This window comes from Streptomyces sp. NPDC039462, from assembly GCF_055639375.1.
On the sequence record NZ_JBVKAO010000001.1, the window covers coordinates 483,185 to 497,183 of the forward strand.

At 73.1% G+C, this 13,999-nt stretch carries 10 protein-coding genes; 6 read left to right on the forward strand and 4 right to left on the reverse strand.

What is annotated here, in order from left to right:
• Nucleotides 1–558: 558 nt before the first annotated feature.
• Entirely contained in the window at nucleotides 559–1,290 is a 732-nt protein-coding gene (locus ACZ7LU_RS01920; RefSeq protein WP_471915369.1) for a hypothetical protein, read from the forward strand.
• Between the two features lie 850 nt (nucleotides 1,291–2,140).
• Here ACZ7LU_RS01920 and ACZ7LU_RS01925 read toward each other — a convergent pair.
• Nucleotides 2,141–2,674, reverse strand: coding sequence for a hypothetical protein (locus ACZ7LU_RS01925; protein WP_471915370.1), 534 nt, complete (start codon nucleotides 2,672–2,674; stop codon nucleotides 2,141–2,143).
• Nucleotides 2,675–2,986: 312 nt separating this feature from the next.
• Between ACZ7LU_RS01925 and cyc2 the strand changes: the two genes are divergently transcribed.
• Nucleotides 2,987–5,221: a germacradienol/geosmin synthase Cyc2 gene (gene cyc2 / locus ACZ7LU_RS01930; RefSeq protein ID WP_471915371.1), complete on the forward strand. Its 2,235-nt coding sequence runs from the start codon at nucleotides 2,987–2,989 to the stop codon at nucleotides 5,219–5,221.
• Between the two features lie 58 nt (nucleotides 5,222–5,279).
• Complete coding sequence (gene phsA / locus ACZ7LU_RS01935) at nucleotides 5,280–7,217, forward strand: O-aminophenol oxidase PhsA (protein WP_471915372.1); 1,938 nt, start codon at nucleotides 5,280–5,282, stop codon at nucleotides 7,215–7,217.
• A 27-nt stretch (nucleotides 7,218–7,244) separates the two neighbouring features.
• Here phsA and ACZ7LU_RS01940 read toward each other — a convergent pair whose 3' ends face one another.
• Complete coding sequence (locus ACZ7LU_RS01940; protein WP_468085333.1) at nucleotides 7,245–7,994, reverse strand: CTP synthase C-terminal region-related (seleno)protein; 750 nt, start codon at nucleotides 7,992–7,994, stop codon at nucleotides 7,245–7,247.
• A 95-nt stretch (nucleotides 7,995–8,089) separates the two neighbouring features.
• Here ACZ7LU_RS01940 and ACZ7LU_RS01945 point away from each other — a divergent pair, with 95 nt between their 5' ends.
• From ACZ7LU_RS01945 to ACZ7LU_RS01955, 3 genes are all read left to right on the forward strand, one after another.
• On the forward strand, nucleotides 8,090–8,995 hold the full coding sequence (locus ACZ7LU_RS01945; RefSeq protein ID WP_471915373.1) for a LysR family transcriptional regulator: 906 nt from the start codon (nucleotides 8,090–8,092) through the stop codon (nucleotides 8,993–8,995).
• A 49-nt stretch (nucleotides 8,996–9,044) separates the two neighbouring features.
• Complete coding sequence (locus ACZ7LU_RS01950; protein ID WP_471915374.1) at nucleotides 9,045–9,776, forward strand: PDZ domain-containing protein; 732 nt, start codon at nucleotides 9,045–9,047, stop codon at nucleotides 9,774–9,776.
• Nucleotides 9,777–9,928: 152 nt separating this feature from the next.
• The gene (locus tag ACZ7LU_RS01955; RefSeq protein WP_471915375.1) at nucleotides 9,929–11,053 is read left to right on the forward strand and encodes a M24 family metallopeptidase; all 1,125 of its coding nucleotides are present in this window, start codon (nucleotides 9,929–9,931) and stop codon (nucleotides 11,051–11,053) included.
• Nucleotides 11,054–11,087: 34 nt separating this feature from the next.
• Here the strand turns inward: ACZ7LU_RS01955 and ACZ7LU_RS01960 are convergent, their stop codons facing one another.
• Both ACZ7LU_RS01960 and treZ read right to left on the reverse strand, forming a co-directional pair.
• Nucleotides 11,088–12,101 carry an aldo/keto reductase gene (locus ACZ7LU_RS01960; protein ID WP_468085337.1) on the reverse strand — a complete coding sequence of 338 codons (1,014 nt, stop codon included), beginning with the start codon at nucleotides 12,099–12,101 and terminating at the stop codon, nucleotides 11,088–11,090.
• 70 nt (nucleotides 12,102–12,171) lie between these two features.
• Entirely contained in the window at nucleotides 12,172–13,917 is a 1,746-nt protein-coding gene (treZ, locus tag ACZ7LU_RS01965) for a malto-oligosyltrehalose trehalohydrolase (protein WP_471915376.1), read from the reverse strand.
• Nucleotides 13,918–13,999: the final 82 nt, after the last annotated feature.

The following is a 13,999-nucleotide window of genomic DNA, read 5'->3' on the forward strand; positions in this document are numbered from 1 at the left end:
CGTGCCGTCGCCCCGCTCGCTGTCCTGTTTCCCGCCCTGCTCCCCGTCCCGTTCTCCGCGAGGTTGCCCGTCGGGTGCGCTGCCCGGCCCCTGGCCTTGGTTCCGGTCCTGCTTTCCGTGCCGTTCCGCGGCGCGTGTCCCGTCGTGCTCCCGGTCTTGGTCTCGGCCTTGTTCTCCGTCAGGTCGCCCGCCGGGTGTGCTGTCTGCCCCTTGGGCTTGGCCTCGGTCCTGTTCTCCGTGCCGTTCCTGGGCGTGTGCCCCGTCGTGGTCCGGGTCCTGGTCTCGTTCTTGTTCTCCGTGAGGTTGCCCGTCGGGTGGGCTGCCTGGCCCCTGGGCTTGGTCTCGGTCCTGTTCTCCGTGCCGTTCCTGGGCGCATGTCCCGGCGTACTCCCGGTCTTGGCCTCTGGCCTGTTCTCCGTGTGGTTGCCCGCCGGGTGTGGTGCCCGGCCCCTGGCTTTGGTTCCGGTCCTGTTCTCCGTGACGTTCCTCGGCGTGTGCCCCGGCGTACTCTCGGCCCTGTTCTCCGCGACGCTTCCCGTCGGGTGTGCTGTCCGGTCCTTGGCCTTGGTGCCGGTCCTGTTCTCCGTGGCCTTCCTCGGCGTGTGTCCCGCCGTGCTCCCGGCCTCGGTCTCCGTCCCGCTCTTCGCGATGCTCCCCACCCGTTACTCCGCCTCGCTCGCTGCCAGGGGCCCCTCCCGGCTCCCCGCCCAGTGCTCCTTTCCGCTCCCCGACCCCCTCTCCGCCCAGTTCCCCACTCCGGCGGCCGCCACCCCACATACAGCCCCCCACCCCGCCCTCCCCCGCGCGCCCGTCACCGGCGCCCGCCCGCGCAGTGAGGCCCGGCAGGGAGGTGAGGGCCGCCCTGCGCAGCCGCAGCGCGACCTCGCGCGCCGAGCAGCCCGACAGGGCCGCCACGACCCAGCGGGCCTCGTCGTCGAGCGGCCCGGCCAGGGCGGCGGCGCGCAGGTCGCTCAGCGCGGCGTCCGGGCGGCCCGCGCGGGCATGGACATAGGCGCGCTGGACGAGACTGCGACTGTGCGGAACGACGCAGGCGAGGGACGCGGTGAGGTGACGCTCCGCCGCGGCGAGATCCCCGCGGTGCGCGGCGGCGCAGCCCAGCCAGTGCAGGGGTCCGGCGGCCGTGGGGCGCAGGCCGCGCGCCCGCTCGAACTCGGCCTCGGCGGCCTCGACATCCCCGCGGGCGAGCCGCACCCGCCCCACCCCGGTCCACGCCCGCGCCACGAGCCGCGCACGCCCGACGGCGTCACCTCCGCCAGCGCCGTCCCTTGAGGCACCGACCCCGGAGGGCCCCTCTCCGGAGGGACCGCGCTCGGAGGCACCCTCTCCGGAGGCACCGCCTCCGGCGGGACGGCCCCCCGAGGTGCCACCCCCGACGGTGCCGTCCCTCGAGGTACCGCCCCCGGTGGGCCCGTCTCCGAAGGTGCCGTCTACGGAGGCACCGCCCGCGTAGGCATCCTCTCCGAAGGCACCATCCCCGGCGGGGCGGCCCCCGACGGCATCACCCTCGGAGGCGTCATCCCCGACGGCGTCACCCTCGACGGTGCCGCCCCTAGAGGCACCGCTCCCGAACGGACCGTCTCTGAAGGCGTCATCCCCACAAGCACCGTCTCCGGCAGGACCGTCGTCGGAGGTGTCATCCCCGACGGTGCCGTCCCTTGTGGCGCCGCCCCCGAAGGCACCGCCTCCGCCGGGACCACCCCCTGAGGCGTCACCCCCGACGGCGCCATCCCTGGAGGGACCGTCTCCGAGGGCGCCGTCCCTGAAGGCGCCATCCCCGCAAGCACCATCTCCGGAGGCAGCGCCCCCAGAGCCACCACTCCTAGAGCCACCGCCCCCAGATCCACCACTCCCAGAGCAAGCGCCCCCAGATCCACCACCCCCAGACCCCCACCCCCCACCATCCCCGCCCCCAATGGCACCCCCCGTAGCGCCCACCCGGACCAACGCCAGCGCATGCCGGAAGTGGGCTTCCGCCGTCGTAATCGCGCCCTCCGCCAGCGCCGACTCGCCGTCGATGCAGGCCTGTTCGGCCCGGGTCAGGTCCGTGCACGTGATCCGCGCAGTCACAGTCAGCCCCCGATCCGCGGCGGCGGGACCGCCGCGTCCTCCGGCCGGCGGGTCAGCCGGCGGCCTCGTCAAGGACGGAACGCCAGCGACCCTGGGCGCGGTCGTAGTGCAGCGGCCCCACCGCGAACTCCGTCAGGTCCAGCGCGGTGAGCGTCTCGTACGCCTCGGAGGGGAGGTCGGGCTCCAGGACGACGTCGAGGCCGGTGACCGCGTCCCGCAGCACCATCGGCCGCGCCTCGCGGGCCTCGCCCAGGGTGCCGGGGGCGGGCGACGCGGGGCGCGCAGCCCGTCGTACGACACCCTTGAACGCGTCGTACGCGTCCTTGACCGCCTCGGCGCCGAGGCCGCTGAGGAACGCCTGGAGGGGCAGCGACGCCAGGACGATCCAGGGGATGTCGGCCGCCCCGCGATGGGCGAGGGTGCGCCGGACCCGGACCGGTGGGGCGCCGAGCCGGTCGAACGCGGCGACCAGCTCCTGGCGCAGGTCTTCGGGGATCTCTCGGTCCAGGAGCAACTCCGCCCGCGGCGTCACATGCGGCGCATTCGGCGACTCCAGCGCGTCCAGCGCATCCGGCGCATCGGTCATGGAGGTGATTCCTTCCGGAGGGGGCGTGGACGGCAGCCTAGAGGCGTGAGCCGTGCGTACGCGGCGAAACCGGTGATTCGGTGAGACCGGTCCCGGCCCCGCCCCGGACCGGTTCCAGACCTCGCCCCGTACCGGCCCCGCGCCCCGCCCCGGCCCCGCCCCGGAACCGCGCCACCACCACCGACCTGCCCGCCGTCGCCCCATACCGCCGCGCGCCCCCGACACGCCCCGAAGCGCCCCCGATTCACGCGATGGTGCGATCATCGGCCCGTGCGCGGATGCCGGCCGGAGGGCTCGGGTAGGGCGGGGCTCATGACGCAGCCGTTCGAACTGCCGCACTTCTACATGCCGTACACCGCGCGGCTCAACCCCCACCTGGAGGAGGCGCGCGCGCACTCCGCGGAGTGGGCGCGCGAGATGGGCATGCTGGAAGGTTCCGGCATCTGGGAGCAGAGCGACCTCGACGCGCACGACTACGGCCTGTTGTGCGCCTACACCCACCCGGACTGCGACGGGCCCGCGCTGTCGCTGATCACCGACTGGTACGTGTGGGTCTTCTTCTTCGACGACCACTTCCTGGACATGTACAAACGCACCCAGGACCGCGACGCCGGCAAGGCCCACCTGGACCGGCTGCCGCTTTTCATGCCGATGGACCTGTCGATCCCGGTGCCCGAGCCGCAAAACCCCGTGGAGGCGGGCTTGGCCGACCTGTGGGCGCGCACCGTGCCCTCGATGTCCAAGGACTGGCGCCGCCGCTTCGCGGAATCGACGGAACACCTGCTGAACGAGTCGATGTGGGAGCTCTCCAACATCAACGAAGGCCGGATCGCCAACCCCGTCGAGTACATCGAGATGCGCCGCAAGGTGGGCGGCGCCCCCTGGTCGGCGGGTCTCATCGAGTACGCGACCGCCGAAGTGCCCGCGGCGGTCGCCGGGACCAGGCCGCTGCGCGTGCTCATGGAGACCTTCAGTGACGGCGTCCACCTGCGGAACGACCTCTTCTCGTACCAGAGGGAGGTCCAGGACGAGGGCGAGCTGAGCAACGGCGTGCTCGTCCTGGAGACCTTCTTCGACTGCACCACCCAGGAAGCCGCCGACATCGTCAACGACATCCTGACCTCGCGGCTGCACCAGTTCGAGCACACGGCGGCCACCGAAGTGCCCGCCCTCGCCTTGGAGAAGGGCCTCACCCCGCCCGAGCTCGCCGCGATCGCCGCCTACACGCGCGGACTGCAGGACTGGCAGTCGGGCGGCCACGAGTGGCACCTGCGCTCCAGCCGGTACATGAACGAGGGCGCGCTCGACGGCTCGCCGCTCGCCGGGCCCACCGGCCTCGGGACCTCGGCGACGGACGTGGGCGCACTGCTCGCGGGCGCCGGGGCTGAACGGCTGCGGTCCTTCACCCACGTGCCGTTCCAGAAAGTGGGCCCCTCCCAAGTGCCCGACCTCTACATGCCGTTCCCGCTGCGGCTCAACCCCGGACTGGACGCCGCGCGGCAGCGGCTCACCGGGTGGGCGCACGAGACGGGCATCCTGGCGGAGGGCGTCTGGGACGAGGACAAGCTCGACGCGTACGATCTGCCGCTGTGCGCCGCGGGACTCGACCCCGACGGCACGCAGGAGGCCCTCGACCTCAGCTCGCAGTGGCTGGCCTGGGGCACTTACGGAGACGACTACTACCCCTTGGTCTTCGGCCACCGCCGCGACCTCGCCGCCGCGAAGCTCTGCACGGAGCGTCTCTCCGCCTGCATGACCCTCGCGGGCGACCCCGTGCCGACGCCCGCGAACGCCATGGAGCGCGGCCTCGTCGACCTGTGGCGGCGCACGACCCGCGACATGACCGACGCGCAGCGCCGGGGGCTGCGGGACGCCGTGGGAGTGATGACGGAGAGCTGGGTGTGGGAGGTCTTCAACCAGCTGTACGGCCGCATCCCCGACCCGGTCGACTATCTGGAGATGCGCCGCGCCACCTTCGGCTCCGAGCTCACCATGAGCCTGTGCCGCATGGGACACGGCCCGTCCGTGCCGCCGGAGATCTACCGCAGCGGACCCGTCCGCTCCCTGGAGAACGCCGCCATGGACTACGCCATGCTCGTGAACGACATCTTCTCGTACCAGAAGGAGATCGAGTACGAGGGCGAGATCCACAACGGCATCCTGGTTGTGCAGAACTTCTTCGGTTGCGACTATCCGACCGCGCTGCGCGTCGTCCACGATCTGACGACCCAGCGCATGCGGCAGTTCGAGCACGTCGCCGCGCACGAGTTCCCCGTCCTGTACGACGACTTCGCGCTGTCGCGGACGGCGCGGGCGGCCCTGGACGGCTATGTGGCGGATCTGCGGAACTGGCTGGTCGGCATCGTGAACTGGCACCGCGAGTGCCGGCGTTACGGCGCGGAGGACCTGGCGAGGCGCGCACACGGCTTCGTGCCCGACCAGGTGCCGCGGGTGCCGCGAGTGCCCTCGATCGCGGGCCCCCTTCGGATGGTTTCATCCGGAATGCAGGATTCGCGGAACTTCCCTGGGGCGCCGGGAGTCTTCTGAAGTGAAGGCGGCCTTCGAGCGGCCGCGCAACGGGGGATGAACACGGGGGTGTTCCATCATGACCGACATCATCGAGCGCAGCACTGATCACGAGCACAGCACTGATCACGAGCGCGACACGGACCGGCTGACGGGTGACCACGCACAGGCCGAAGCAGAGGCGAAGGCGCCCGCCGACGGCGAACTGGTGCCGTTCGTGGCGCCGTTGACCGTCCCGCCGGTCCTGCGGCCCGATCCGGCGGACGACGTGCGGGAAGAGACGGAGATCGCGCTGCGGCCGACCTGGGTGCGCCTGCACCCGCAACTGCCGCCGACCCTGATGTGGGGGTACGAAGGCTCGGTGCCAGGACCCACCATCGAGGTGCGGCGCGGGCAGCGAATCCGCATTGCCTGGACGAACCGCATTCCGCAGGGCGAGTATCCCGTCACGGCCGTCGAGGTCCCGCGCGCCGACCCGCCGCCCAGCACCCTGCCCGGCCGCGCCGGCGTCGAGCCGAACAAGGACGTGGCGGCGCTGCCCGCCTGGTCGGTGACGCACCTGCACGGCGCCCAGACAGGCGGCGGCAACGACGGCTGGGCGGACAACGCCGTGGGTTACGGCGACGCCCAGCTCTCCGAATATCCGAACGACCACCAGGCAGTCCAGTGGTGGTATCACGACCACGCCATGAACATCACCCGGTGGAACGTCATGGCCGGTCTGTACGGCACCTACCTCGTCCGGGACGACGAGGAGGACGCGCTCCAACTCCCCTGCGGGGAGCGGGAGATCCCCCTCCTCATCGCCGACCGGAACCTCGACACGGACGAGGGCGACAACCGGCTGAACGGCCGCCTCCTGCACAAGACCACCATCGTCGACCCGAAGAACGCGGAGACGGGCAAGCCGGTCTCCCTGCCCTTCACCGGCCCGTACACCACGGTCAACGGCCGCATCTGGCCGTACGCCGACGTGGACGCCGCCTGGTACCGCTTCCGCCTGGTCAACGCGTCGAACGCCCGCATCTACGACCTGGTCCTGATCGACGAGGACGACAACCCCGTGCAGGGCGTCCTCCACCAGATCGGCAGCGACGGCGGCCTCCTGCCGCGCCCCGTGCCGATCGACTTCGAAGGGGCACTGCCGACGCTCACCGTCGCGCCGGCCGAGCGCATGGACCTCCTCGTCGACTTCAGGGGACTGGCCGGACAGCGGTTCCGCCTGGTGAACAAGGGGCGCGGCCAAGCCCCCGGCGTGCCCGACGTGGCCAACGACGTGCGCTATCCGGAGGTCATGGAGTTCCGCGTCGGTGACTGCGCCGAGCCGGACACCTTCGAGCTGCCGGAGGTCCTCTCGGGTTCGTTCCGCCCGCTCACGCACGACATCCAGCACGGCCACCGGCTGATCGTGCTGACCCCGCCCGCCACCAAGGGCGGCGGCGGCCACCCCGAGATATGGGAGATGGCCGAGGTCAAGGAGCCGGGCGACCTCCAGGTCCCGACCGAGGGGATCATCCAGGTGCGCGGCGAGGACGGCAAGGTCAAGACCTACCGCCGCATCGCCCGCACGTTCAACGACGGCCTCGGCATCACCATCGCCGAAGGCAGCCACGAGCAGTGGAGCTTCCTGAACCTCGCCGCGAACCCGCCGGTGCTGCACCCGATGCACATCCACCTGGCGGACTTCCAGCTCCTCGGCCGGGACACGTACGACGTCTCGGGATTCGACGTCACCATCGGCGGCACCCGCACCCCGGTCGCCGCCGACCCGGGCCGGCCGATCCCCCTGGCGCCGAACGAGCGCGGCTGGAAGGACGTCTTCCGGGTCCCCGGCGGACAGATGCTGCGCGTCATGGGCAAGTTCGACGGGGCGTACGGCAGGTTCATGTACCACTGCCACTTCCTGGAGCACGAGGACATGGGCATGATGCGGCCCTTCGTCGTCATGCCGAAGGAGGCCCTGAAGTTCGACCACGGCGCGGGCCACGGCGGCGGCCACGGGGACCACTCCGGCTAGGGCCTGCGCGGAAGTCCCGGACGGGCCCTAGGCGGGCACGCCCGCGTGGTGCACGGCAGCTCGCGCCAGCGCCCGCACGATCGGGTGCGGCCGCGAGCCGTCGCCGCCCAGTTCCGGCTGGAAGAGGGTGACCAGGAAGAAGGGGTGGCCCGGGAGTTCGGCGATCCGGGGCCGGCCCTCCTCGTCCTCGCCCGTGAAGCGCAGCCCGTGCTCGCGGAGCGTGTCGAGGTGGGCGGCGGGGCCGTAGGAGCAGTGGTAGCGCTCGATCGACGTGCGGGCACCGACGACGGACTCGGCGAGCGAGCCAGGGGCGATGGTCACCGTGCCCTCGTGGCCCACCAGCGAACAGGCGAGCGGAGCGATGAGGAAGTCGTCCGCGTCGGGGTCGTTCTCCGCGTGCGCGACACCGGTCAGGCCGCACACGTTCCGCGCGTATTCGAGGAGCGTGTGCTGAAAGCCGCCGCAGGTGCCGAGGAAGGGCGTGCCGCTCTCGCGCGCCGTACGGATCGCGGTGAGCGCGCCCGCCTCGCTGCGGTAGGGGCTGCCCGGCAGCACCCACACCGCGTCGAAGCCGCGCACGGCGTCCGGGTCCTCGGCGTCCTCGGTCGATATCCAGTACGGGTCGAGCGCGAGGTGGTCCTGGGCCGCGAGGGAGTCCAGGAGGAGCGGGATCCGGGTGTGCGCGGTGACGTTGGGGGAGCGGTCGCCGACGAGGGCGATGCGGGCGGCGCGGGCCGCGGGGGCATCGAGGACTGAGGCGTGCGTTGCTGTGGTCATGCCGAACATCCTGGGCGCGGCCCGTGGTTCACGTCCAACGATGAAATCTGCACCCTCCATAAGCGTTGCTGATGCCCTGCACGATCCTTAGGGGCATGGATCCCCACCTCCTGCGCACCTACGTGACAGTGGCCCGCCTCGCCTCCTTCTCCGAGGCGGCCCGCGAGCTCGGCTACACCCAGTCCGCCGTCTCCCAGCACATCGCCGCCCTGGAGCAGGACCTCGGCGCGGCCCTGCTGACCCGCCGCCCGGTGGCCCCCACCCCGGCGGGCGCGCGCCTGTTGGAGCACGCCGACCCCCTGCTGCTGCGGCTGGACGCGGCCCGCGCCGAGATCGTCCGCATGGCCGCCGCCCCCGAGCAGGGCCTGACGCTCGCGGCCACGCCGACCGCGCTGACCCGGCACACCATGCGGGCGCTGCCCCTCGCGGGAGTCACCCTGTCCGTACTGCCCCGCGAAGAGATACCCGCGGCCGTCGCGACCGGCACCGCCGACCTCGGCCTCGTCGACGGCCTCGCCGCCCCGAACGACCCCCTGCGCCTCCCGGACGTGGCGCCGTTGACCGCGCGCGGCATCGCGCAGGAGCCCGTCGCCGTGCTGCTCCCCGAGGGCCATCCGCTGGCCCGCCGCGCCGGTCTGCGGCTGGTCGACCTCGTCGACGCCCGCTGGCTCGACGCCCCCGGCACCGGCCTGCCGCTGGCCCGGCTCCGCACCGCCTGCGGCACCGCGGGCTTCCGGCCCGCGCTGCGCTACGACGGCACGGACCTGCGCACCCTCGCCGCGCTGGTCGCGGCGGGCCACGGCCTCGCCCTGCTGCCGCGGCCGGTGGCCGACGAGGCGCCGGGCACGGTCGCCGTGCCGCTGACGGCGCCCCGTGTCGTCCACCGAACTGAGCTGCTCCAGGCGGGCGCCCTGCGCGGGCCCGCGGCGGCACTGGCCGCCCAGTTGACCGCACAACCGACCCCACCACTGACCGCACAGCTGGACGTCACTCGTTCGTGAGGCGTCGCCGTGGGGTCACGCCGGGTAGAGCTGTGGCCGGAGGCGAGCCATGGATCAGACCACGTTGCGACCCAAGCCGATGCCGGGCCGGCACCCCGGCCACAGCCAGGGTCCGGCCCCCGGGAGGCGCCTCGGGAAGCTGCCCCGGCCCGGCAAACCGCCCGGGCCACCCGGGCCTTCCGGGCCCGCAAAGCCTGCCCGGCCCGGGAAGAGTCACCGGCCGCACGCCGCGAGACGGCGCGGCAAGCGCCTGACGACCCTGCTGTTCGGGCTGCTGTGCGCGGCGGTCCTGGTGCTCACGGGCATCGGCCTCGGCACGGTGGGCGCCACGGTCGTCGGCATGAGCAAGCTCGCGGAGATGCGGAGCGAGACGGGACAGCCGGCCCCCGGACCCGCCGCTCCCGGCGCCGGTGCCGCCCCCGGTGCCGACTCCGCTCGCGGTTCGGCCGCCGTTCCCGCGAAGCCCTCCAGCCCCCAGGAGAAGGCCCGACGCTCGTCCGCCGCCCACCCCCGCACCGCCACCCTCGGCGTCGAGGCCGTCGACGCCCTGCGCGGGCCCGGCGCCCTGCTGGTCGGCGTTCATATCCCCGGTCCCGGCCACGCGGCCGGGCTGGTGCGCGGCGACACCCTGCTGGCGTTCGGCAGGACCCGTATCGACTCGGCGGCCGAACTCGCCGCGGCCGTCGGGGCCGCGCGCCCCGGCGGGCTGGTCACCCTGACGGTGCGCCACGCGGGCGGCGCCCGGCAGGCGCTGTCGGTCAGGCCGGGCGTCGTGACGTGAGCCCGTGACGTGAGCCCGCCCCCGAACCCGTGACGTGAGCCCGCCCCGTTACCCGCGTCGTGAGCCCGTCACGTGAACCCACTGCAGGACCCGGGTTCGCGGTCGCGCGCCGCCGGGTGCAGGATTCCTGACGTAGCCAACAGGAGGTCCTCATGAGCAGCGCGCCCGCGCCCTTCACCGCCGACGACTACCGAGCACGCATGGACCGCGCCGCCGAGGCGGCCGCGGACGCCGGCCTCGCGGGCGTCCTCGTCGCCCCGGGACCCGATCTCGTGTGGCTCACCGGATACCGGCCGACCGCGGCCACCGAACGCCTGACGGTCCTCGTGCTCGCCGCCGGACAGGACCCCGTCCTCGTCGTGCCGACCCTGGAGGCCCCGGACGCCGCACGGGCCGCGGGCGCGCCCGCGCTCACCCTGCGCGACTGGACCGACGGCAAGGACCCGTACGCCGTCACTGCGCCCCTCCTGGACGTGTCCGGCCGCTTCGGAGTGAGCGACAACGCCTGGGCGATGCACCTCCTCGGCTTCCAGCAGGCGCTGCCCGGCACCTCCTACGTCTCCCTCACGCAAGCGCTCCCGATGCTCCGCGCCGTCAAGGACGCCGCGGAGCTTGAGCGCCTCGCGGCGGCGGGCGCGGCGGCCGACGCGGCGTACGAGGAGATCCAGAAGGTGCCCTTCGCGGGCCGCAGGGAGACGGACGTCGCCGCCGACCTCGCGGACCTGCTGCGGCGGTTCGGCCACTCCCAGGTGGACTTCACGGTCGTCGGCTCGGGCCCCCACGGCGCCAACCCCCACCACGAGGCGGGCGACCGCGTCATCGAGCACGGCGACATGGTCGTCCTCGACTTCGGCGGCCTGCTGGACGGCTACGGCTCCGACACCTCCCGCACGGTCCACGTCGGCGAGCCCACCGCCGAGGAGCAGCGCGTCCACGACGTGGTGCGCGAGGCGCAGGCGGCGGGCTGCGCGGCGGTGCGGCCCGGCGCCGCCTGCCAGGACATCGACCGCGCGGCCCGCGACGTGATCACCGAGTTCGGCTACGGCGAGTACTTCATCCACCGCACCGGCCACGGCATCGGCGTCACCACCCACGAACCGCCCTACATGATCGAGGGCGAGGAGCAGCCGCTGGTGCCGGGAATGTGCTTCTCCGTAGAGCCCGGAATCTATCTGCCGGGTCGCTTCGGAGTCCGCATCGAGGACATCGTGACGGTCACCGAGGAGGGCGGGCGGCGGCTGAACGCCACCGCCCGCGAGATGGCGATCGTCAACTGAGGGCCGTCAGTCGAGGGCCGTCAGCCGAGGGCCGTCAACTGAAGTCCGTGCGGGGGCCGGTGCGCGGTTCGCGCCCCGGGTAGTACGCGAGGACGTCGTACGGGTAGGGCAGCGGCCGCGCGCTCGCCGTCGTCAGTCGCTCGTGCTGCTCGGGCGTCAGCTCCCAGCCCACGCAGCCGAGGTTGTCGGCCAGCTGTTCCACGGACCGCGCCCCGACGATGGGCGCGGTCACCCCCGGCTGCTGGAGGAGCCAGCGCAGCGCCACCTGGGCCGGAGTGCGCCCGGCCTCCTCGGCGACCTCGAGGACGGCGTCGACGACCTGCCAGGTCTCCTCGGTGGCGCGCTCCTTCCAGGACGCCGCTCCCCGCGTGCCCTCGGGCGGTGCCGCCATGTCGCGCCGGAACTTCCCCGAGAGCCAGCCGCCCTGCAGCGGGCTGTACGGAATGACACCGACGCCCTCCGCCACGCTGAGGGGCAGCAGCTCCCACTCGATCTCGCGCCCGAGGAGGTTGTAGAAGGGCTGCAGACAGGAGTACGGCTCCCAGCCGTGCGCCCGCGCCACGTCGAGGGCCTTCTGGAGCTGCGCCCCGGAGTGGTTGCTCGCTCCCAAGTAGCGGACCTTGCCCGCCTTCACGAGGGTGTCCAGGGTGGACAGGGTCTCCTCGACGGGCGTCGTCGCGTCCCACACGTGGGTCTGGTAGAGGTCGATGTAGTCGGTGCCGAGCCGCCGCAGGCTCGCGTCGACCGCCGACAGGATGTGCTTGCGGCTCAGCCCGCCGGCGTTCGGCGCGTCGCTCATCGTCGCGAACACCTTGGTGGCGACGACGAGTTCGTCCCTGCGGCGGCCCTTGAGCCAGCGGCCGAGGATCTCCTCCGACACACCGCGCCCGTACATGTCGGCCGTGTCGATGAACGTGCCGCCGGCCTCCGCGAACGCGTCCAGCATGCGGTGCGACGTCGCCTCGTCCGCGGCGCTGCCGAACATCATCGTGCCCAGGCACAACTCGCTGACCCGCAGCCCGGTCCGGCCCAGAAATCGTTGCTTCATGGTTCGCCTCCCCTGGTGAGGCCCCTCAAGATAGGCGAGGCGCCGCACGGCCGGTGGACCGCGCGGCGCGTCAGGCGGTGGCCAGGATCACGCACGACTCGGCGGGCAGCCGCACCACCCCGTCAGGGCCCGGTGCCTCGACCGGCTCCCACGCGGCGACCACGCGCGCGTGGCGCCCGTCCAGCGGTACGACGACGGGCTGCCCGCCGAGGTTCACGGCGATCCGCAGGTCGCCGCGCCGGAACGCGAACCAGAGGGCCGTCTCGTCGTACGCGACCCGTACCGCCGCCAGATCGGGGTCGGTCAAATCGCCCCGGGAGCGCCGCAGCGCGATCAGCTCGCGGTGCCAGGCGAGCAGCCGGGCGTGGTGACCCTCCGCGGGCTCCGACCAGTCGAGACAGGACCGGTCGCGGGTCCCGTGGTCCTGCGGATCCGGAATGTCCTCCTCGGCCCACCCGTGCGCCGCGAACTCCCGGCGCCTGCCCCGGCGCACGGCCTCGGCGAGCTCGGGGTCCGTGTGGTCGGTGAAGAACTGCCAGGGCGTCGAGGCGCCCCACTCCTCGCCCATGAACAGCATCGGCGTGAACGGGCTCGTCAGGGTGATCGCGGCCGCGCAGGCGAGCAGGCCGGGGGAGAGGGAGGCCGAGAGGCGGTCCCCCTGCGCGCGGTTGCCGATCTGGTCGTGGGTCTGCGCGTACCCCAGGAAGCGGTACGCGGGCGTCCGCGCGCGGTCCACGGGGCGGCCGTGGGCGCGGCCCCGGAACGTCGAGTACGTGCCGTCGTGGAAGAACCCGCGCGTCAGCGTCTTGCCGAGCGCGGCCAGCGGGGCCCGCGCGAAGTCTTCGTAGTAGCCCTGCGCCTCACCGGTGAGCGCGGTGTGCAGCGCATGGTGGAAGTCGTCGTTCCACTGCGCGTGCAGGCCGAGGCCGCCGCTCGCGCGCGGGGTGACGAGCCGCGGGTCGCCCAGGTCCGACTCGGCGATCAGGGACAGCGGCCTGCCCAGCTCCGCGGCCAGGGAGTCGACGGCCGTGGAGAGTTCCTCCAGGAAGTGGCACGCGCGCGTGTCCCGCAGCGCGTGCACGGCGTCGAGCCGCAGGCCGTCGATCCGGTAGTCGCGCAGCCAGGCGAGGGCGCTGCCGATCAGATACGCGCGCACCTCGTCCGAGCCCGGCGCGTCCAGGTTGACCGCGGCTCCCCAGGGTGTCTGGTGCGTCTCCGTGAAGTAGGGCCCGAAGGCGGGCAGGTAGTTGTCGGAGGGGCCGAGGTGGTTGTGGACGACGTCCAGGACGACGCCGAGACCGTGCGCGTGCGCCGCGTCGACGAACCGTTTCAGCGCCTCCGGGCCGCCGTACGGCTCGTGCACCGCCCACAGCGACACCCCCTCGTACCCCCAGCCGTGCCGTCCGGGGAAGGGGCACAGCGGCATCAGCTCCACGTGCGTGACGCCGAGCTCCGCCAGGTGTCCGAGCCGGTCCGCCGCCGCGTCCAGCGTGCCCTCGGGCGTGTACGTCCCGACGTGCAGCTCGTACAGGACCGCTTCCCGCACGCCGCGCCCCGCCCACGGCGTGCGCCACGCGTACCGGTCGTGGTCGACGACGGCGCTCAGCCCGTCAGGACCGTCCGGCTGGCGCCGCGAGCGCGGGTCGGGCAGGACCGGGCCCCCGTCCACCGAGAAGCCGTACCGCGTGCCGTCATCGGCCGCCGCCTGCGCCGTCCACCACCCCTCGCGGTCCGCGTCGCGCTCCATCGCGCGCGTGGTGCCCGCACACTCCAGCACGACCCGCTCGGCCTCCGGCGCCCACACTTCGAACCTCACCGACGGTTCTCCCTCGTCCGCTGTCCGTCACACCGTGCATCCCATGGTGCGTCAGAAGCCGTCGCGCCGTGGGAGGAAGCGG

Bases quoted from the DNA above. Each gene is read 5' to 3' on its own strand.
- phsA (WP_471915372.1), top strand. From the start codon at position 5,280: ATGACCGACATCATCGAGCGCAGCACTGATCACGAGCACAGCACTGAT.
- cyc2 (WP_471915371.1), top strand. From the start codon at position 2,987: ATGACGCAGCCGTTCGAACTGCCGCACTTCTACATGCCGTACACCGCG.
- ACZ7LU_RS01940 (WP_468085333.1), bottom strand. From the start codon at position 7,994: ATGACCACAGCAACGCACGCCTCAGTCCTCGATGCCCCCGCGGCCCGC.
- ACZ7LU_RS01945 (WP_471915373.1), top strand. From the start codon at position 8,090: ATGGATCCCCACCTCCTGCGCACCTACGTGACAGTGGCCCGCCTCGCC.
- ACZ7LU_RS01950 (WP_471915374.1), top strand. From the start codon at position 9,045: ATGGATCAGACCACGTTGCGACCCAAGCCGATGCCGGGCCGGCACCCC.
- ACZ7LU_RS01955 (WP_471915375.1), top strand. From the start codon at position 9,929: ATGAGCAGCGCGCCCGCGCCCTTCACCGCCGACGACTACCGAGCACGC.
- ACZ7LU_RS01925 (WP_471915370.1), bottom strand. From the start codon at position 2,674: ATGACCGATGCGCCGGATGCGCTGGACGCGCTGGAGTCGCCGAATGCG.
- ACZ7LU_RS01960 (WP_468085337.1), bottom strand. From the start codon at position 12,101: ATGAAGCAACGATTTCTGGGCCGGACCGGGCTGCGGGTCAGCGAGTTG.